We start from the raw sequence: 18,538 nt of genomic DNA, 5'->3' as shown, positions 1-18,538 counted from the left end.
ATGAAAGCGTTCGCGATCCTCGGGCCCGGCAAGGTCGGCCTCGTCGAGCGGGAGGTCCCGACAGCGGGTCCGGGCGAGGCGGTCGTGAGGACCACCGCCGCCCTGATCTGCACGTCGGACGTGCACACCGTCGCGGGTCTGCTCCCCGTGCCGGACGGCCGGCTGCTGGGCCACGAGAGCGTCGGCGTCGTCCACGAGATCGGTGCGGGCGTGACGTCGGTGCAGGTCGGGGACCGGGTGGCGGTCAACGCCGTCACCCCCGACGGCACCTGCGACAACTGCCAGGCCGGCTACACCTCGCAGTGCCGCGGCGCGCTCGGCGGATACCGGTTCACCGTCCAGAAGGACGGCAACATGGCCGAGTACTTCCACGTCAACGACGCGGACTACAACCTCGCGCCGATCCCGGAGGGCCTCGCCGACGAGGTCGCGGTCTACGCCTGCGACATGCTCTCCACCGGCCTGATCGGGTCGGAGAACGCGAACATCCCGGTGGGCGGGACGGTCGCGATCTTCGCGCAGGGGGCCGTCGGGCTCTCGGCGACGATCGGGGCGAAGCTGCGCGGCGCGGGCCTCGTCATCACCGTGGAGGGCATCCCGAACCGTGCCGAGCTGTCGCGGCAGTTCGGCGCGGACGTGGTGATCGACCCGTCGTCGGGAAACGTCGCGGAGCAGATCATCGCCCTGACCGACGGCGGCGCGGACTCGACGGTCGAGGCGCTGGGCAACCAGGTCACGTTCGAGGCGGCGCTCTACGCGACGCGGCCCGGCGGGACGCTCTCGAACGTCGGGTACCACGGCGAGTCCGGCCCGACCGTGACGATGCCGCTGGACGCGTGGGGCCTCGGGATGGCCGGCAAGAAGATCGTCACCGACCTCTGTCCGGGCGGCCGGCTGCGCATGGAACGGCTCATGCGGCTGATGGTGAACGGCAAGGTCGACCCGACCCCGATGACCACCCACCGGATGGGCATCGACCAGGTCGAGGAGGCCTTCGACATGATGAGCCACAAGCGCGACGGGATCATCAAGCCGCTGATCACCTTCTGAACCCGTCCCGGTGATCTACACCGCGGAGAGCCCGTCGTTGCCGTCGGCGGGCTCTCCGCGGATCTAGCGTCGGGGCGTGCTCGAGTACCCGCGCCCCGAACCCCGTCCCGCCACCCTGCTCGAGCGGTTGACGGGCGCGGGGATCGGCGAGGAGCGGGCGCGGGCGGTGATCACCGCGAGCCAGGTCCGGGTGGCCGGGCACGAGGACCCGGTCACCGACCCGGACGCGTCCGTGCCGTGGCCGACGGCGTGGGAGCTGCTGCCGGTGTCGTGAGTCAGACGCCGAAGGCGGGTGGGTACGCGACCGTGCCGCTCGGTGTGGAGCGTGTGATGTCCAGGGCGAGGGCCATGAAGGCCTCGTCGGGGACGTCGAACGGAGCCCGGACGCCCCGGGCCGACGCCGGGATGAAGCCGAACCGCGGGTAGTAGTCCGCGTGCCCGAGGACGATCACGAGGTTCTCGCCGCGGTCCCTCGCCGTGTCCAGCACCGCTCGGATGGCCGCCGAGCCGGCACCGCGGCCCTGGTGCTGCGGCAGCACCGCGCACGGCGCGAGGGCGAGCGCCGGTCCGCCGTCGACGTGGCAGCGGGTGAGGAGGGCGTGGCCGACCACCTCGCCGTCCGGACCCGTCGTCACGAAGGACAGCGCCACCCAGGCGACCGGGTCGGCGCGGAGGGCGTCGACGAGATCGGCCTCGGCCGGCGTCGGGAAGGCCTCGGTGACGACGGCCCGTATCGCCGCCTCGTCGCCCGGCCGCTCCTCGCGGGTGCTCCACATCGCCGGACATGATCGCGACTTCTGTGGCGACACGCGCAAGGGATCGTGCGACACGCCCCACAAGTTCGGACCCCGCCGTGCGTGGGCCCCGTGGGACTCGAACCCACAACCAGCGGATTAAAAGTCCGATGCTCTGCCCATTGAGCTAGAGGCCCGCTGATGGGGAGCCTAGCCGTGTCGACGGAGGCTCGGCACAGGTCGGGGCGCCGCGAACCCTGTCCCGAGGACACGGTTCGCCCGCACCCCTCTGCATCGACGGCCGGGCGCGGCCCGTCGGTGGCCGATCCCCGGCGCTGGTCGCCCCTCGCCGTCGACTACGGCATCACGCGACACGCCACGCACCACTCGGCGCGTCCTCGACCCCGCTCGGCGCGCGCACCGACCCGCCGTCGTGAACCCGGATCCGGACACCGCACGCAGGCCACCCCGGACTGCTCCACCCGAGCGCCACGCTCTGCCCACCTGACGGCGGAGACGGTCCTCGCAGAGACACGAGTCTCGGGCATCGGCGCAGGTCAGACGGCCGCCACCCGCCCGGAGGACGCAGTGCCCGACACCACGATCCGTGGCCCCACCGTTCGCCGTCGGTGACCTGACCGCGACGTATGGTCACGCCGCAACGACAGTCACGACCGTCGGGGAAGGACACGAGTTGGGTCGTCACCAGAAGCACTCCGAGCGCCGTCTCGCACGGACGGCGATCACCGCCGGAGCCATCGGCGCCGGGGTGCTCTCGGCCGCGGTACCGGCCGTCGCCGCACCGGCGCAGGCACCGGGAGCGCCGCCCTGCGCGGCCACCGCGAAGGCCTGCGTCAGCATCTCGCAGCAGAAGGCCTGGATCGGCGACGGCAAGGGCACGCTCGTCCGCGGGCCGGTCCCGATCACGACCGGCGGACCCGGCAACGAGACCCCGACCGGCGTCTTCCACGTGATGTGGAAGGACCAGTACCACCACTCGCGCGAGTACAACCAGGCGCCGATGCCGAACTCGGTGTTCTTCGCGCCCGGCGACGCCTTCCACGGCGGCAGCCTGCAGCGCGCCTCGGCCGGGTGCGTGCACCTCGGCGACGACGACTCCAAGGCGTTCTTCGACTTCCTGCAGGTCAACGACGAGGTCCAGATCGTTCCGTAACCCTCCCCCCGACGAAGGAGGCCACGCATGTCGATGGCCACGGTCATGTCCGAGATGCCCGACCTGGTCCGGCGTGTCCTCGCGGAACACGTGCCCGACGGTGCCGGCCGCTGCGGCGGGTGCCACGACGCCGCGGGCCGCACCGCGTCGTGGCCCTGCCAGACCTACCGGATCGCGCAGGAGGCGGAGTGGGTCGGCCAGGGCAACCTGCCCGGCACCGGCCCGCACGCACCCGTCGTCACCAGCCCGCCGCGGCGTGAGCGGACCCGCCCGGAGCGGCCGTACTCGCTCGAGACGCCGCTGACCGGCGACACCCCGGGCATCGTCGGGACGGGCGGCCGCCGCCGGCGTCGCGACGATGACGAGGCGGCGTTCGGCTCGCGGATGGACGCCCCCTACGGCTCCTCGTTCGGCGTCGACGACCGGCCCCGGCACGCCGCCCGCTAGCTCGCACCACCCACGAATGTGACGTCCAGCGTCAGCATGGCCGCAGTGCTGACGCCCCGGAAGGCGGCCCGGTGAACACCACGGTGCCGCCGAGCCTCCCGGCCCCCGGGCCGAGATCGATGACGTGGTCGGCGCGGGCGATGACGTCGAGGTCGTGCTCCACCACGATCACCGTGTGCCCCGCGTCGACCAGCCCGTCGAACACGCCGACGAGCCGGTCGACGTCGGTCGGGTGCAGCCCCGTCGTCGGCTCGTCCAGCACGTAGGTTCCCGACGACGAGCCCCGCGCCAGTTCCAGCGCGAGGCGTAGACGCTGCCGCTCGCCGCCGGAGAACGTCGACGTCGGGCGGCCCAGCGTGAGGTGCCCGAGCCCGACGTCGGCGAGCGCGCCGAGCATCGTCGGGAAGGCTTCGCGCGCGTCGTCGACCGTCCGGTCCAGCTCGTCGGCGATCGACCGGCCGTCGACGGTCATCGCCAGCACCTCCTCGGAGAACCGCCGGCCGCGGCAGGTCGGGCACGGCGTCGACACCCCGGCGAGGAAGGCGAGGTCGGTGTACTGCACGCCGAGCCCGTCGCAGTCCGGGCACGCGCCGCCGGAGTTCGCGCTGAACCGCGAGACCGGCACCCCGTGGGCGCGGGCGAACCGCTTGCGGATGTCCACCGCGATCCCGGTGTAGGTCGCCAGCGAGGAGCGGCGTGAGGTCGTCAACCCCGACTGGTCCAGGCGCACCACGCCCGGGTGCTGCTCGACGAGCACGTCCACCAGGCTCGACTTCCCCGACCCGGCAACCCCGGTGATCGCCGTCAGCACCCCGGTGGGCACGTCGACGTCGACGCTCCGCAGCGTGTTCCGGTCCGCCCCGCGGATCGGCAGCCACCCGGTCGGCGTCCTCGGGTTCCCGACGACGGGTGCGGGTCCGGCCCGCAGCGCCCGGCCGGTCGGGGTGTCGGCGGCCCGCAGGTCCGCGAGCGACCCGCTCACCAGCACCGCCCCGCCGTCGGGACCCGCTCCGGGCCCGAGGTCGACCACGTGGTCGGCCACCGCGATCACGTCCCGCGCGTGCTCGACGACGAGGACGGTGTTGCCCCGGTCGCGCAGGCGGCGCAGCAGCCCGGTGAGGCGCTCGACGTCCCGGGGGTGCAGGCCGACGGTCGGCTCGTCGAAGACGACCAGCATCTCGATGAGGCTCGACGCGAGGTGGCGCACCGTCTTCACCCGTTGCGCCTCGCCGCCGGACAGCGTGCCGGTCGGCCGGTCCAGCGTGAGGTAGCCCAGCCCGACCTCGTCCAGCGCCGCCAGCCGTTCGGCCAGTAGGTCGACCACGGGAGCCGGCTCGGGGACCGTCCGCACCAGGTCGACGAGCTCGGCCACCTCGACCGCGCACCACTCCGTGAACGTTCGCCCGGCCACCGTCACCGACCGGGCACGAGCGTTGAGGCGAGCGCCGTCGCAGTCCGGGCACCGTGCGCGCGTGCTGAACCGGTCGATCGTGGCCTGCTTGCGCGCCGACATCTCGCCCTCGGCCTGCAGGTAGATACGCACGAAGTGGTCCACGAGCCCCTCGACCGGGAGCTCCGGCCCGCCGTGGAGCAGGAGCTCGCGCCGCTCCGCCGGCCAGTCGCGCAGGAGGAGGTCCACGTCGAAGCACCCGGTCTCGGCGTACTTGCGGTACCAGTAGCGCGCCTGGCCGGGGGTGTTGCCGAAGCCGGGGAGCCGGATCGCGCCTTCGGCGAGCGTGGACCCGTCGTCGAGAAAGCTCTCCGGCGCCGGCGTGACCACCTCCCCGAGCCCGCTGCACCGCTCGCACATGCCGGCGGGGTCGTTGAAGGAGAACGCGGTCGACTCGCCGATGCGCGGCGTCCCAGCGCGCGAGAACAGCAGGCGTAGGAGCGGGGCGATGTCGGTGATCGTCCCGACCGTCGAGCGCGCGTTCGCCCCGAGCCGGCGCTGGTCGACCACCACGACCGGCGAGAGGTTCTCGACGAGGTCCACGTCCGGGCGGCCGTAGCTGGGCATCCGGTTCCGGACGAAGGCCGGGAAGGTCTCGTTCAGCTGCGACTGCGCCTCCGCGGCGATCGTGTCGAAGACCAGCGAGGTCTTGCCCGACCCGGAGACGCCCGTGAACACGGTGATCGCACGGCGGGGGATCTCGAGGTCGATGCCGCGCAGCGTGTGCTGACGGGCTCCGACGATGCGGATGTGGTCGGTCATGTCGCCATGGTCGACCTGGTTGTGGTCGTATGTTGGCCACAATGTCGACGCCGTCGGTCCGGATGCTCGAGCTGCTCTCGGTGCTGCAGGACGGCCGGGAGCACACCGGGGCGGACCTCGTCGCGCGCCTCGGAGCCTCTCCGCGCACCGTGCGGCGGGACCTCGACCGGCTGCGCGAGCTGGGCTATCCGGTCGAGTCGCGGCGGGGGCCGGGCGGGGCGTACCGGCTGGTCGCGGGGTCGGCGGTGCCGCCGCTGCTGTTCACCGACGACGAGGCGGTGGCGGCGGTCGTCGGGCTGCGGCTGGTCGGGGACGCCGGCGAGGGCGCTCTCCGGAAGCTCGAGCGGGTGCTGCCGTCGCGCCTGGCGCACCGGGTCAGGGCGGTGTCGGCGTCGGTCGACGCGGTGTCGCGGACCTCCGTCCCGGTGGAGGCCGTGCAGGTGCTGGGCGCGGCGATCGGCGCGCGGCAGGACGTGCGGTTCACCTACGTCCCGCGCTCCGGCGAGGGGTCCCGACGGCGGGTCGAGCCGGTCCGGCAGGTCGTGCTCGGCCGCCGCTGGTACCTGCTGGGGTGGGACCGCGACCGCGCCGACTGGCGGACCTACCGACTCGACCGGATCAGCGAGGTCGAGGTGCCGGGCACGACCTTCGCGGCGCGCGAGCTCCCCGACGACCCGGTGAGCTTCGTCCAGGCGTCCGCCCGGGTCCCGATCTCGGCGACGCGCGCGGTGGTGCGCTTCGCGGCGCCGGCGTCGGTGGTGTCGGAACGGCTCATCCCGGAGGCGGGAGCGGTGGAGGCACTCGGCGACGACGAGTGCCGCTTCGTCTCGGCGCCGGACTCGTGGGACTGGCTGGCGATCACGCTCGCGATGGTCGGGGTGCCCTACGTGATCGAGGGTCCGCCGGAGCTGATCGCGCGGTCGCGGGAGATCTCGTCCGCGATGTGGCGTGCCGCCAGGTGAGCAGTTGTTGTCGGTATGGCGACGACAAGTGCTCACCTGCGCTTGCGCACAGAGGAAAATCCCCGGGGCATGCTTCCCTCGAGCGGCGCTCGAGGGGCTCGGATGGACAAACTCCGAGCGCCCCGGGGATCCGGTGTCCGTCGGGGATTCACCAGCTGACGTGTCCGTCCCGGAGGACGGAGCCGGTCAATTCCACGACCTGACGTCGGCTAGCTGACGGACACCTCACGAGTCCTGTCGTTCATCAACGTCGGACCACCTCCTCTCCCATGTACCGACCACGCTAAGCCCGGATCCGCTGATCCGCAAACGAGTATGTTTCCCCTGCTCAGAGGCGGGTTCGCCACTCCAGCAACTCCGGTGCCGCACGGGTGTTGACGATCTTGTCGACGGGCACCTCGCACTCCACCGCGCGCTCGCACCCGAAGGGCTGCCAGTCGAGCTGGCCGGGGGCGTGGGCGTCCGTGTCGATCATGAACTCGCACCCGGTCTCCACCGCCTGCCGCAGCAGCGTCCGCGGCGGGTCGAGCCGTTCCGGACGCGAGTTGATCTCGACGGCGACCCCGTTCTCCAGGCACGCCTCGAACACCGCCTCGGCGTCGAAGGTCGACGGTGGACGCGTGCCCCGGCCGCCCGTCACGAGCCGCCCGGTGCAGTGGCCGAGCACGTCGACGTACGGGTTCGACACCCCGGCCACCATCCGCGCCGTCATCTCCACCGACGGCGTCCGCAGCTTCGAGTGCACCGACGCGACGACGAGGTCGAGCTCGGCCAGCAGGTCGTCCGGGGCGTCGATCGAGCCGTCCTCGAGGATGTCGACCTCGATCCCGCGCAGCAGCCGGAACGGCGCGAGTTCCTCGTTCACCTCGGTGATCACGTCGAACTGCCGGCGCCGCCGCTCGGGGGTCAGGCCGTTGGCCACCGTGAGGTTCTCCGAGTGGTCGGTCAGCACCATCCACTCGTGCCCGAGGTCGCGGGCCGTGCGCGCCATCTCGAGGATGTCCGACCCGCCGTCGGACCAGGTGGAGTGCGTGTGCGAGTCGCCGCGCAGCACGGCGCGCAGCTCCACCCCGCCGGCGACGGGCGCCTCGTGGGCGGCGGCCAGCTCCTCCAGCGCGGCCGCGGTGCCGGTCGACACCACCTCGGCCACGACCCCGGCCGTCTTCTTGCCCACCCCCTTGAGGTCGGTGAGCGTTCCGGCCCGCGCGCGCTGCTCCACCTCGTCGCGGTCGAGTTCGGCCAGACGGTCGGCCGCCGTCCGGTACGCCTTCACCCGATAGGTGTCCGCCCGCTCGCGCTCGTAGTAGAAGGCGATGGCACGCAGTGCGGCGATCGGGTCACCGTCGACAGGGACGCGGGTCACGTGGTCAGGGATACCCCACCCGGGCAGCCCGCGTGTCAGCGCGACGCGGACAATCGGGGAGACGTCGACAGGAAGGGCCACCGTGCGAGTCACCGGTACCGGACACGCGGGGATGCGGTTCGAGACGACGGGCGGCAGCGTGCTCTGCGACCCGTGGACCAACCCCACCTTCTTCGCGTCGTGGGTGCCGTTCCCCGACAACACGCAGCTCGACTGGGCCGAACTCGGCCGGTGCGACTACCTCTACGTCTCCCACCTGCACCGCGACCACTTCGACGCGGAGAACCTGTCACGGAATGTCAGCAAGGACGCCCGCGTCCTGCTGCCGGACTACCCGACCGACGAGCTCGAGCACGAGCTGCGGGACCTCGGCTTCCGGCACTTCGTGCGCACCCGCACCTCGGAGCCGGTCGAGCTCGACGGCGGGCTGCGCATCATGATCACGTCGCTCAAGGGTCCCGGCGACGGCCCGATCGGCGACTCCGCGCTCTCCCTCGACGACGGCACCGCCCGCGTCGTCAACCAGAACGACGCGCACCCGCTCGACATCCCGGAGCTGCTCCAGTTCGGCGCCTACGACGCGCACTTCACGCAGTTCTCCGGCGCGATCTGGTGGCCGATGGTCTACGACCTCCCGAAGGCCGCCAAGCGCGAGTTCGCCCGCCGCAAGCGCATCGGGCAGGAGGACCGCGCGATGCGCTACATCCGCGAGGTCGGCGCCCCGAACATCTTCCCGACGGCGGGTCCGCCCTGCTTCCTCGACGACGAGCTGTTCCGCTGGAACGGCCTGGGCTACGACGGCGTCGAGGGTGAGTCGATCTTCACCGACCAGTGGGAGTTCCTCGGCCGGATGCGCGAGCTCGGCCACGAGGGCGGGCACCTGCTGCTGCCGGGGACGACGGCGGAGATCGACGGACCCGTCGTCCGGGACCTCGCGCACCCGATGGCCGACGACGAGGTCGAGCGGATCTTCGTCGAGAAGGAGGACTACCTCCGCGAGTTCGCCGAGCGCGCCCGGCCCGCGATCGCGGCGCAGAAGGCGACCTGGTCGGCGCCGCAGCCCGACATCCTGCGCCAGCTCAAGGAGTGGATCGAGCCGCTGATGAAGCGGGCCGACCACATGTGCGACGGGATCGGCGGCGTGGTCCGCATGGACCTCACCGGGATGCCGGACGCGACGCCGGGCGTCGACGCCGACGGCGTGCTCGCCCTGGCCTTCGACTTCGTCGGGCGCGAGATCCGCACCTGGGACGGCGAGCAGGCGCGCTACCGCTGGACGCTCCCGGCCACGCTGGTGCAGACCAACGTCGACACCGGCGAGGTCGACTGGTCGAACTCGCTGTTCCTCTCGGTGCGGTTCGCCGCGACCCGCGTCGGCCAGTACAACGAGTACCTCTACACGTTCTTCAAGTGTCTGTCCGAGGAGCGGATGGACTACGTGGAGAACTGGTACGACGCCGCGAACGACGACGGCCGCGACATCGAGCTCGACGGCTGGAAGGTCCAGGCCCGGTGCCCGCACCTGTCGGCCGACCTGTCGAAGTTCGGCTCCGTCGACGGCGACGTGCTCACCTGCACGCTGCACAACTGGAAGTTCAACCTCGCCACCGGACGTTGCCTCACCAGCGCCGGCCACGAGATCCGCGCGGAGAAGCTCGCCGACTGAGCGAAGGGCCCCTTCCCCTTCGGTCGGGTAGATCGCCGAAGGGCGCCCATCGCCAACTCACCGCCGTCCTGGCGGTGGGCGCCCACGGCCCGTCTACTCGACCGATGGGGCCCATCGCTCAACCGGCGGCGGTGCCCGGCGCACAATGGGGACCGTGAAGCCCCTCCGCATCGGACCGCACGAGCTCTCGACCCCGGTCGTGCTCGCGCCGATGGCCGGCGTCACGAACCCGCCGTTCCGCCGCCTGTGCCGCGAGCAGGGCGCCGGGCTCTACGTCTGCGAGATGATCACGGCGCGCGCGCTGGTCGAGCGCCACCCCGGCACGGCTGAGATGATCGCCTTCGACGACGACGAGTCGCCCCGCTCGATGCAGCTCTACGGCGTCGACCCGGAGACGATCGGGCGCGCGGTCGAGCGGATCGTCGAGGAGGACCTCGCCGACCACGTCGACCTGAACTTCGGCTGCCCGGTCCCCAAGGTCACCCGGCGCGGCGGGGGCGCGGCCCTGCCCTACAAGCGGCGCCTGTTCGAGCAGATCGTGCGGCGCGCGGTGGCGGCGGCCGGGAAGGGCGGGCTGCCGCTCACGGTCAAGATGCGGATCGGCATCGACGACGACCACGTGACCTTCCTCGACGCCGGCCGGATCGCGGCCGCCGAGGGCGCCGCCGCGGTGGCCCTGCACGCCCGCACCGCCGCGCAGCGCTACTCCGGCACCGCGGACTGGGCGCGGATCGCGGAGCTGCGCGAGGTGGTTCCCGCCGAGGTCCCGGTGCTGGGCAACGGCGACATCTTCGCGGCCGACGACGCGCTGGCGATGGTCGAGAAGACCGGGTGCGACGGCGTCGTGGTCGGCCGGGGCTGCCTCGGGCGCCCGTGGCTGTTCGGCGAGCTGGAGGCGGCGTTCGCGGGCCGCGAGCTGCCGACGCCGCCGACCCTCGGCCGGGTCGCGGCGATCATGCGGCGCCACGTCGAGCTGCTGATCGCCCACCACGGCGAGCGCAAGGGCGTCCGCGACTCCCGCAAGCACATGTCCTGGTACCTGCACGGCTTCGCGGTCGGGTCCGAGGTCCGCCGCGAGCTCGGGATGATCGACGGGCTCGAGCGGCTCGACGACCTCCTGGCACGGCTGGACCACGACCAGCCGTTCCCGCCCGAGGCCGACGGTCCCCGCGGTCGCCAGGGCTCCCCCGGACACGTGACGCTGCCCGAGGGGTGGCTCGACGACCCCGAGGACGCCACGGTGCCCGCCGGCGCGGACGTCATGCACTCCGGCGGCTGAGATGCGCGTCGCCGCCCTCGTCCTCGGCGTCGTCCTGACGGCGGGTGCGGCCGGGTGCGGTGCGGTGGTCCCGGGGACGCCGCGGCTCGGCGCCGTCCCCAGCACAGACCGCGCGCTGATCACGGCGTACGTCGAGGCGTCCAACCGGGCCGGTGACGGCGGCCCGGCGGCGCAGACCGACTTCCTGCGCTCCACCCAGGCCGAGGGCGCGCCGTTCCCGCCCGACCGCTGCTTCGGCGAGGTCACCCTCGACACCCGCCTGGTGCAGCGGACCCTGCGTCCGGACGCCGACTGGACGCCTCCCGCGACGCTCCCGAACGTCGGCCGACCGGCCGGCGCGATCTACGTGGCCGCGGCCGCGGTCAGCGTCCGGCGGGGCGCGGTCGAGGTCCGTGAGGACGTCGGGTCGAAGCATTTCGTGGTCCGGGACGCGCGGGTGTTCAGCTACGCTCCGTGCGCTGACTGATCCCTCACACCACGAGCGGTCACGGCGCCCGGACTTGAGCACCCGGTCGGGCAGCGATCTGGGGCCGAACGAGCAGCAGCCCGGATTCTCCACGCAGAGTCACGTCGACCGGACGGTGGATTCGGTTGGCGGGCGGGGAACGGACGTTGCACAGGCGCCGTCGACGGCCACACTGGAGGGGACGCAGGAGTGCGGACGCGAGGGAGCGGCGGGTGTTCTTGAGGGGCTCCACGGTCGGTGGGTCGCCGGACCGGGTGACGGCGGGTGCGCCGGTGCCTGCGGTGTCCGCTCCCCTGCCGACGATCCCCGATGGGCCCTCGTGCGACGCTGCTAGCAGCATGTTCGACACCACCCCGATCGTCGGGATCGACGAGGCCCTGCGTGCCGACGCGGCGACCGACGACGACGGCGTCGCCCGGGCCGATCAGGCGCGCGCCCACGAGTCCGCCGCCGAGATGCTCGCCGACCGCGGCGAGTGGCGGCGCGCCTACCAGCACCTGCGGGCGGCGATGGCGCTCGTGCACCTCGGCGACACACCGCCGGTGCACGTGCCCGAACAGTTACGCCGCGAAGTCGACCGTCTCCGGCGCGAACGAGCCGAGGCGCGCGAGCAGAGCCGGCGCGACAGCCTGACGGCCACCTGGAACCGTCGCTACCTCGACGAGCGATTGTCCACGTTGCGTGATGACGGTCGGCGCCCGGTCTGCGTCGCACTCGCCGACGTCGATCACTTCAAACAGGTCAACGACAGCTACGGCCACGCCGTCGGCGACTCGGTTCTGAGGACCCTCGTCGGTCTGATGCGCTCCGAGATCGACGACCGCGTCCCGGACGGCTTCTGCGCCCGCTACGGCGGCGAGGAGTTCGCTCTCGTACTCCCCGGCTCGCCCGACGCGGACGCGGTCGCGCTGTGCGAGGGGATCCGGGCGCGGGTCGAGGACCACGACTGGTCGGCGGTCGCGCCGGAACTGCGGGTCACGCTCAGCCTCGGGCTCGGGTGCGTGGACCCGTCCTGCCAGCGGTCGGACTCCGCCGGCCTGCTCGACCACGTCGACGAACTGCTCTACGTCGCGAAACGCACGGGCCGCAACGCGGTGGCCTACCGGGACGGCACGGGCGAGGTCCGCCTCGCCGGTCAGGCCGCGGCCCGACGCGGCATCGCGGCCGTGGCCCGGGCCGTCGCCGGGTCCGGTCGTCCGGGGCGCTCCGACCCCTGAACTGCTCGAGTCACGATCGAGTGACGGGTCTTGCCCGGCGGGTGACCGAAGAGTAGTCCCGCGCGCGAGCTCCGGTGACCGGCTCTATACGATCCGTGCACCCCGGACGGCCCGTCCGGTCGGGGGATCCCTTCCCTGACCACCCGGGGGTCCCGTGACCGACGACCGTGAGCGCGGCGCCGGTCCCGGCGTTCCCGCGGCCCGGTCGCCGGAACCGGTCGTGCGGACCGGTCCGCCCTCGGTCCCGACCCGGGTGGTCCCCGACGTGGAACGGCGCGGCGGGATCGCGCCCACGATGGTCCCGCTCGCCCGCAAGCGCCCGGGGCGCCGAGGTCTGCGCCCGGCCGGTGCGGCCGCCGAGACCGAGCCGATGCGCGACCTGGTCGCGGCCGCCGCCGTCGTCGCGCCGGACCCGGTGGACGACGCGCCCGCACCGACGCCCAGCGAGCTGCCGACGGTGCGCACGGCCCGCCCGGCCGCACCCGTGCCCGCCGGCCGGCCGGCCGTCGCGGAGGCGCCCGCCCCGCCCACCCCGCCCACGCCGCCCACGCCGCCCACGCCGCCCACGCCGCCCACGCGCCGAGAAGCACACCAGGCACCTCCCGTGCCCTCCGACGGTGCCTCACGTACCTCTCGCCAGCCCGCGCCGGAGTCCGCGCCGCCGCGAGAGCTGCACCAGGCAGCTCCACCCGCCCCGGAACCTGCCCCACGTCGCACTCGGGAGCCGGCCCGCGCCGTCGCGGTCCCCGCCGGCGGCGAGGGCACCGGGTACGCGGCCACGTCGGCCGTGCTCGCCGGGGTCGGCGCCCGGGTCGGTCCGTGGACCTGGGCGCGGACGCTGCGCCTGGGCGCCGCGGCGATGTCGACGGTGATCGTGCTGGTGTGCGGGGTCGCGTGGGGCGCGACGTCGTGGTTCGAGGCCGCCGTGAAGAAGATCGGCGCCCTGGACCCGACGTCGTCGGCGATCATCGACCCCGCCGCGCAGGCCGGCGACCAGAACTTCCTCGTCGTCGGCTCCGACACCCGCGTCGGGGCCGCACCCACCGAGGAGGTGGGCGACGCGAGCGACGTGCCGGGCGCGCGCTCGGACACCGTCATGGTCGTCCACGTCCCGGCGGACCGGTCCCGGGTGAGCGTCGTGTCGTTCCCCCGGGACCTGGAGATCGACCGCCCGAGCTGCGAACGCTGGGACTCGGTCACCGGCGGCTACACCGGCCAGACGATCCCGCGCACGGCGAGGACCAAGCTCAACACGGCCTATCAGGTCGGGGGCCCGCGGTGCGTGACGAAGGTCGTGCAGGAGCTCTCCGGCCTCGCCGTCAACCACTTCCTCGGGGTCGACTTCTCCGGGTTCAAGGACATGGTGGACGCGGTCGACGGCGTCCCGGTCTGCATCGAGCGCCCGATGCGCGACACGGTCCTCGGCACGGTCGTCGGCCGCGCGGGCACGTCGGTGCTCAGCGGCGACCAGGCGCTGAACTTCGTCCGGGCGCGCCACGTGGTCGGCGACCCGACCAGCGACTACGGGCGCATCCACCGTCAGCAGCTGTTCCTGTCCGCGCTGCTGCGCCAGACGCTCTCCGCGGGCACCCTGCTCGACCTCGGCAGGCTCCAGGGACTGGTCGACGCCGTCGGGCGGTCCACCTACGGCGAGAACATCGACGCCTCGCAGCTGCTGGGCCTCGGGCAGTCGCTCTCCGGCCTCGACGCGCGGAACGTCACCTTCACCACCGTCCCCACCACCGGCGTCGCCAACGCCCGCGGCAACGAGGTGCTGCGCGCCGCCGAGAACCGTGCCCTGTTCGACTCCATCATCGGCGACCGCCCGCTGCCCGGGCAGCCCGGCGCCGCCCCGGTCGCACCCGCCGTCCCGGCCGTCCCCGCCGAGCGGGTCGCCCTGCGGCTGGTCGACGCCCGCACGTCGTCGGCGTCCTCCGACAGCTCCGCCGACGGCGGGTCCGCGGGCGGCTCCTCCGAGGACGGGTCCGGTGGCGGCGACGAGGACGGCGACGGTGACTCCGCGACCGCCGTCTCCGCCTCCGGCGAGGGCGCGGAGAACGGCGGGGACGAGGGCACGTCCGGCTTCCGACGGGACGTCGTCACGAAGGCGCCGTCCGCGGGCTCGGTCGCGGGCTCGCTGCGCGGCTACGGGTTCACCGTCACCACCGACACCCCTGCCCCGGCCGCCGACGCACGCACCGTCATCACCTTCACCCCGGACCAGGCCGGTGCCGCCGCCACGCTGCAGAAATCCGTGCCCGGCGCGGTGCTCGACCCCCGTACGGGAGCCTCCGGGGTGCTGCGGCTGCAGCTCGGGGACGACTTCGACGGACGACTCGTCGACCCGACCGCCCCTCCGAGCGCGGCCCCGCTCCCGTCGCTGGTCAACGCCGCCGACACCACTTGTCGCTGAGCAGGGCGGTCTCCCCGCCGTTCATGCCCGGTTCACGCGGCGGACGGGTGTCCGACGGCGCGTCCGCCTAGTCTGCGGGCATGCGCGCGGCGTACCACGAGAAGCTCGACTCGCTCAACAACGAGCTCGCCCAGATGTCCCTGTTGGCCGGCGAGGCCATGAAGAAGTCGACCACGGCCCTGCTCGAGGGCGACCTCGACCTGGCCGAGGAGGTCATCTCCTCCGACACCGAGATCGACGCCCTGCGCACCTCCGCCGAGGACCAGGCGTTCGGGCTGCTGGCCCTGCAGGCTCCCGTCGCCGGCGACCTGCGGTCGGTCATCGCCGCCATCCACTCCGCGGGTGACCTGGAGCGGATGGGCGACCTGGCCCTGCACGTCGCCAAGGCCGCCCGGCGGCGCCACCCCGACCTCGTGCTCCCGCAGGAGGTCTCCCCGTACTTCGCGGAGATGGGGCGGGTCGCGCTCGACCTCGCCCAGGACGCCCGCCGGGTGATCCTCGACCGCGACATCGAGCTCGCGTTCACCATGGAGTCGGACGACGACGCGATGGACGACCTCCACCGGCACCTGTTCACGGTGATGATGAACCGCGACTGGCCGCACGGCGTGGCCCCGGCGGTGGACGTGACCCTGCTCGGCCGCTTCTACGAGCGCTTCGCCGACCACGCGGTGGCCGTCGCCCGCCGGGTCGTCTTCATGGTCACCGGCAAGATGCCCGACCCGCCGCTGGCCTGACCACCCCGGAAACCACGAACGGGCCGCTCATCACCGAAGAAGGTGATGAACGGCCCGTTCGTACGTCGGAGGAGGCGCGCAGATCAGCCGAAGCGGCCGGAGATGTAGTCCTCGGTCGCCTGCTCGGTCGGGTTCGAGAAGATCTTCTCGGTGTCGTCGATCTCCACCAGGTGGCCGGGCTTGCCGGTCGCCTCCAGGTTGAAGAACCCGGTCTGGTCGCTCACCCGCGCCGCCTGCTGCATGTTGTGGGTGACGATGACGATCGTGTACTCCTTCTTGAGGTCGGCGATGAGGTCCTCGATCGCCAACGTCGAGATGGGGTCGAGCGCCGAGCACGGCTCGTCCATGAGCAGCACGTCGGGCTGCACCGCGATCGCGCGCGCGATGCACAGACGCTGCTGCTGACCACCCGAGATGCCGCCGCCGGGCTTGTCGAGACGGTCCTTGACCTCGTTCCAGAGGTTCGCGCCGCGCAGCGAGGCCTCGGCGACCTCGTCGAGCTTCTTCTTGTCCTTGACGCCCTGGAGCCTGAGCCCGGCGACGACGTTGTCGCGGATGGACATCGTCGGGAACGGGTTCGGCATCTGGAAGACCATGCCGATGGTGCGGCGGACGGCCACCGCGTCGGCGCTGCGGTCGTAGATGTTCTCCCCGTCGAGCAGGATCTGACCGTCGACGCGGGCGCCGGGGATCTCCTCGTGCATGCGGTTGAGCGTCCGGAGGACGGTCGACTTGCCGCAGCCCGACGGTCCGATGAAGGCGGTCACGCTGCGCGGCGCCACGGTCAGGTTGACGCTCTGCACGGCGTGGAAGGCGCCGTAGTAGATGTCGACGTCCTTGAGGTCGATGCGCTTGGCCATCGGTGATCAGCCGCCTTCTATTTCTGGATCGCCGAGAAGCGCGAGATGACGCTCGCGCCCAGCTGGAAGATCATGACGATGAGGATCAGGGTCAGCGCCGCGCCCCAGATGCGGAACTGGCCGGCCGGCTCCGGGTTGGAGAACTCGCTGAACATCAGCAGCGGCAGCGATGCCATGTTCCCCTCGAAGGGGTCGTAGTTGATGGCGCGGGCGTAGCCGACGAGCACCAGGACGGGTGCCGTCTCGCCGATGACGCGGGCGAAGGCCAGCATCACGCCGGTGACGGTGCCCGACAGGGCGGTCGGCAGGACGATCCGCAGGATCGTCTTCCACTTCGGGATGCCCAGCGCGTACGCCGATTCCCGCAGCCGGTCGGGTACCAGTCGCAACATCTCCTCGGTGTTGCGGATGACCACCGGCAGCATCAGCAGCACGAGGGCCAGCGACACCATGAAGGCGGACTGCTCGGCGCCCAGGATCGAGACGAAGAGGGCGAAGATGAACAGGGCCGCCACGATCGACGGCACGCCGGAGAGGATGTCGACCATGAAGCTCGTGGTCTTCGCCAGCCGTCCGCGGCCGTACTCGACGAGGTAGATCGCGGCGAGGATGCCGATGGGCACGGCGATGACCCCGCACAGCAGCGCCTGGATGATCGTCCCGTAGATGGCGTGGTAGACGCCTCCCGCGTACTCCTCGGGGTTCACGCCCGACTGCGACCGGCCCCACCAGTCCGCCGAGAAGATCGCGCCGGCGCCCCGGATCACGACCTCGACCAGGATCCACACCAGCGGGACGCAGGCGATGAGGAAGGCGAGGGCCACGAGCACCGTCGCCGAGGTGTTCTTGAGCCGGCGGGCCGTGCTGATCGGCTGGAAGGGCGGGGACGACGCCGGCTGGTCCGGCGCCTCGAGGGCGGTACTCATCAGCCGTTCACCTTTCCGCCGGCGACGACGCGCGCCAGGGCGTTCACGACGAAGGTCAGGACGAACAGGACCAGGCCCGCCGAGATGTACGCGCCGGTGGGCAGCGGCTGACTGAACTCCGAGGCCGCGGACGCGATCAGCGAGGCGAACGTGTACCCGCCGTCGAACAGGCTCAGGGTCTGCATGCCGGTCGACGCCGAGATCACGAGCAGGATGGCGATCGTCTCGCCGAGCGCACGGCCGAGGCCGAGCATGGAGCCGGCGATGTACCCGCTGCGGCCGTAGGGCAGGACGGCCATCGTGATGACCTCCCACCGCGTCGCGCCGAGCGCCTTGGCGGCCTCGATGTGGAAGCGCGGCGTCTGCGCGAACACCTCGCGGGCGACGGCCGTGATGATCGGCAGGATCATGACGGCGAGGATGACGCCGCCGGTGAAGATCGTGCCCCGGACGCCGACCGGCAGGTTGCCCTGCGAGAACAGGGGGAACCAGCCCAGGTTGTCGACCAGCCACTGGTTGACCGGCAGGATCACCGGCGCGAGCACGAGGATGCCCCAGAGCCCGTAGACGATCGAGGGCACGGCAGCCAGCAGGTCGATGACGTAGGCGAAGGGCCGGGCCACCCGCTTCGGGGCGTACTGCGTCAGGAACAGGGCGACGCCGAGCGCGATCGGCATGGCGATCACCAGGGCCAGGATCGACGTCTTCAACGTGACGACCAGCAGGTCGAGGATGCCGAAGCGCAGATTGTCCGGGTCGCCTGTGGAGAACTCCGTCGAGGTGAAGAAGTTGGCCTGGTTGGCCAACAGCGACGGGATCGCCTGGATCAGCAGGAAGAGTCCGATCAGCGCGATCGACGCGACCACCAGGACCCCGGAGCCGGTCGTGAGACCCCGGAAGACCGACTCACCACGCCGCGATGAAGCCCACATGCTCCTGCTGTTACCCGACTCGGGACCCGGGGACGACTGACTGGTTCCGGCCGCCCGGGCCGGGGCGTCCTCGGGACGCTCCGACCCGGTCCGTGCCGTG

Annotated in this window: 17 protein-coding genes and 1 tRNA gene; 11 read left to right on the top strand and 7 right to left on the bottom strand. The window is 72.4% G+C overall.

Annotated features, from left to right (window positions below; all coding sequences use genetic code 11):
• Complete coding sequence (locus QRT03_RS04105) at positions 1-1,050, top strand: alcohol dehydrogenase catalytic domain-containing protein (protein WP_286051231.1); 1,050 nt, start codon at positions 1-3, stop codon at positions 1,048-1,050.
• A 76-nt stretch (positions 1,051-1,126) separates the two neighbouring features.
• The gene (locus QRT03_RS04100; protein WP_286051230.1) at positions 1,127-1,324 is read left to right on the top strand and encodes a hypothetical protein; all 198 of its coding nucleotides are present in this window, start codon (positions 1,127-1,129) and stop codon (positions 1,322-1,324) included.
• A gap of 1 nt (position 1,325) precedes the next feature.
• Here QRT03_RS04100 and QRT03_RS04095 read toward each other — a convergent pair whose 3' ends face one another.
• Together QRT03_RS04095 and QRT03_RS04090 are read right to left on the bottom strand one after the other, a co-directional pair.
• The gene (locus QRT03_RS04095) at positions 1,326-1,826 is read right to left on the bottom strand and encodes a GNAT family N-acetyltransferase (protein WP_286051229.1); all 501 of its coding nucleotides are present in this window, start codon (positions 1,824-1,826) and stop codon (positions 1,326-1,328) included.
• 82 nt (positions 1,827-1,908) lie between these two features.
• Positions 1,909-1,981: transfer RNA gene (locus tag QRT03_RS04090), tRNA-Lys, on the bottom strand.
• A 497-nt stretch (positions 1,982-2,478) separates the two neighbouring features.
• Here QRT03_RS04090 and QRT03_RS04085 point away from each other — a divergent pair.
• Together QRT03_RS04085 and QRT03_RS04080 are read left to right on the top strand one after the other, a co-directional pair.
• On the top strand, positions 2,479-2,958 hold the full coding sequence (locus tag QRT03_RS04085; RefSeq protein ID WP_286051228.1) for a L,D-transpeptidase: 480 nt from the start codon (positions 2,479-2,481) through the stop codon (positions 2,956-2,958).
• Positions 2,959-2,985: 27 nt separating this feature from the next.
• Positions 2,986-3,405 (top strand): hypothetical protein, encoded by a 420-nt coding sequence (locus tag QRT03_RS04080; protein WP_286051227.1) that lies wholly within the window; start codon positions 2,986-2,988, stop codon positions 3,403-3,405.
• A gap of 31 nt (positions 3,406-3,436) precedes the next feature.
• Here the strand turns inward: QRT03_RS04080 and QRT03_RS04075 are convergent, their stop codons facing one another.
• Entirely contained in the window at positions 3,437-5,617 is a 2,181-nt protein-coding gene (locus QRT03_RS04075) for an ATP-binding cassette domain-containing protein (protein ID WP_286051226.1), read from the bottom strand.
• A 41-nt stretch (positions 5,618-5,658) separates the two neighbouring features.
• Between QRT03_RS04075 and QRT03_RS04070 the strand changes: the two genes are divergently transcribed.
• Entirely contained in the window at positions 5,659-6,579 is a 921-nt protein-coding gene (locus tag QRT03_RS04070; RefSeq protein ID WP_286051225.1) for a helix-turn-helix transcriptional regulator, read from the top strand.
• A gap of 328 nt (positions 6,580-6,907) precedes the next feature.
• Here the strand turns inward: QRT03_RS04070 and QRT03_RS04065 are convergent, their stop codons facing one another.
• Complete coding sequence (locus QRT03_RS04065; protein WP_286051224.1) at positions 6,908-7,942, bottom strand: PHP domain-containing protein; 1,035 nt, start codon at positions 7,940-7,942, stop codon at positions 6,908-6,910.
• An 82-nt stretch (positions 7,943-8,024) separates the two neighbouring features.
• Between QRT03_RS04065 and QRT03_RS04060 the strand changes: the two genes are divergently transcribed.
• The 6 genes from QRT03_RS04060 to phoU all read left to right on the top strand — a co-directional run bounded on the left by QRT03_RS04060 (position 8,025) and on the right by phoU (position 15,720).
• On the top strand, positions 8,025-9,608 hold the full coding sequence (locus QRT03_RS04060) for a Rieske 2Fe-2S domain-containing protein (RefSeq protein WP_286051223.1): 1,584 nt from the start codon (positions 8,025-8,027) through the stop codon (positions 9,606-9,608).
• 145 nt (positions 9,609-9,753) lie between these two features.
• Positions 9,754-10,887, top strand: coding sequence for a tRNA dihydrouridine synthase DusB (gene dusB / locus QRT03_RS04055; RefSeq protein ID WP_286051222.1), 1,134 nt, complete (start codon positions 9,754-9,756; stop codon positions 10,885-10,887).
• Between the two features lies 1 nt (position 10,888).
• Positions 10,889-11,353, top strand: a complete 465-nt coding sequence (locus QRT03_RS04050; protein WP_286051221.1) for a hypothetical protein — start codon at positions 10,889-10,891, stop codon at positions 11,351-11,353.
• A 338-nt stretch (positions 11,354-11,691) separates the two neighbouring features.
• Entirely contained in the window at positions 11,692-12,570 is an 879-nt protein-coding gene (locus QRT03_RS04045) for a GGDEF domain-containing protein (RefSeq protein WP_286051220.1), read from the top strand.
• A gap of 154 nt (positions 12,571-12,724) precedes the next feature.
• Positions 12,725-14,983 carry an LCP family protein gene (locus QRT03_RS04040; protein ID WP_286051219.1) on the top strand — a complete coding sequence of 753 codons (2,259 nt, stop codon included), beginning with the start codon at positions 12,725-12,727 and terminating at the stop codon, positions 14,981-14,983.
• An 80-nt stretch (positions 14,984-15,063) separates the two neighbouring features.
• Complete coding sequence (gene phoU, locus QRT03_RS04035; protein ID WP_286051217.1) at positions 15,064-15,720, top strand: phosphate signaling complex protein PhoU; 657 nt, start codon at positions 15,064-15,066, stop codon at positions 15,718-15,720.
• An 83-nt stretch (positions 15,721-15,803) separates the two neighbouring features.
• On the opposite strand, the gene pstB is transcribed toward phoU, so the two are convergent.
• The 3 genes from pstB to pstC are packed head-to-tail and all read right to left on the bottom strand — an operon-like array spanning position 15,804 to position 18,438.
• The gene (gene pstB, locus QRT03_RS04030; protein WP_286051216.1) at positions 15,804-16,580 is read right to left on the bottom strand and encodes a phosphate ABC transporter ATP-binding protein PstB; all 777 of its coding nucleotides are present in this window, start codon (positions 16,578-16,580) and stop codon (positions 15,804-15,806) included.
• Between the two features lie 17 nt (positions 16,581-16,597).
• Entirely contained in the window at positions 16,598-17,506 is a 909-nt protein-coding gene (gene pstA / locus QRT03_RS04025; RefSeq protein WP_286051215.1) for a phosphate ABC transporter permease PstA, read from the bottom strand.
• Positions 17,506-18,438, bottom strand: coding sequence for a phosphate ABC transporter permease subunit PstC (gene pstC / locus QRT03_RS04020; protein ID WP_286051214.1), 933 nt, complete (start codon positions 18,436-18,438; stop codon positions 17,506-17,508). Before pstC ends, pstA begins: the two co-directional genes overlap by 1 nt.
• Positions 18,439-18,538 lie beyond the last annotated feature (100 nt).

Origin of the sequence: Actinomycetospora termitidis, from assembly GCF_030286555.1 — a bacterium.
In the GTDB taxonomy this organism is placed as follows: Bacteria; Actinomycetota; Actinomycetes; order Mycobacteriales; family Pseudonocardiaceae; genus Actinomycetospora; species Actinomycetospora termitidis.
Note: the sequence above shows the minus strand (reverse complement) of the source record. Positions and strands in the feature narration are given on the sequence as shown.

Coding starts and splice junctions, on each gene's coding strand:
- QRT03_RS04105 (WP_286051231.1), top strand. CDS start 1: ATGAAAGCGTTCGCGATCCTCGGGCCCGGCAAGGTCGGCCTCGTCGAG.
- QRT03_RS04095 (WP_286051229.1), bottom strand. CDS start 1,826: ATGTGGAGCACCCGCGAGGAGCGGCCGGGCGACGAGGCGGCGATACGG.
- QRT03_RS04080 (WP_286051227.1), top strand. CDS start 2,986: ATGTCGATGGCCACGGTCATGTCCGAGATGCCCGACCTGGTCCGGCGT.
- QRT03_RS04075 (WP_286051226.1), bottom strand. CDS start 5,617: ATGACCGACCACATCCGCATCGTCGGAGCCCGTCAGCACACGCTGCGC.
- QRT03_RS04070 (WP_286051225.1), top strand. CDS start 5,659: ATGTCGACGCCGTCGGTCCGGATGCTCGAGCTGCTCTCGGTGCTGCAG.
- dusB (WP_286051222.1), top strand. CDS start 9,754: ATGGGGACCGTGAAGCCCCTCCGCATCGGACCGCACGAGCTCTCGACC.
- QRT03_RS04050 (WP_286051221.1), top strand. CDS start 10,889: ATGCGCGTCGCCGCCCTCGTCCTCGGCGTCGTCCTGACGGCGGGTGCG.
- QRT03_RS04045 (WP_286051220.1), top strand. CDS start 11,692: ATGTTCGACACCACCCCGATCGTCGGGATCGACGAGGCCCTGCGTGCC.
- phoU (WP_286051217.1), top strand. CDS start 15,064: ATGCGCGCGGCGTACCACGAGAAGCTCGACTCGCTCAACAACGAGCTC.
- pstB (WP_286051216.1), bottom strand. CDS start 16,580: ATGGCCAAGCGCATCGACCTCAAGGACGTCGACATCTACTACGGCGCC.
- pstA (WP_286051215.1), bottom strand. CDS start 17,506: ATGAGTACCGCCCTCGAGGCGCCGGACCAGCCGGCGTCGTCCCCGCCC.
- pstC (WP_286051214.1), bottom strand. CDS start 18,438: ATGTGGGCTTCATCGCGGCGTGGTGAGTCGGTCTTCCGGGGTCTCACG.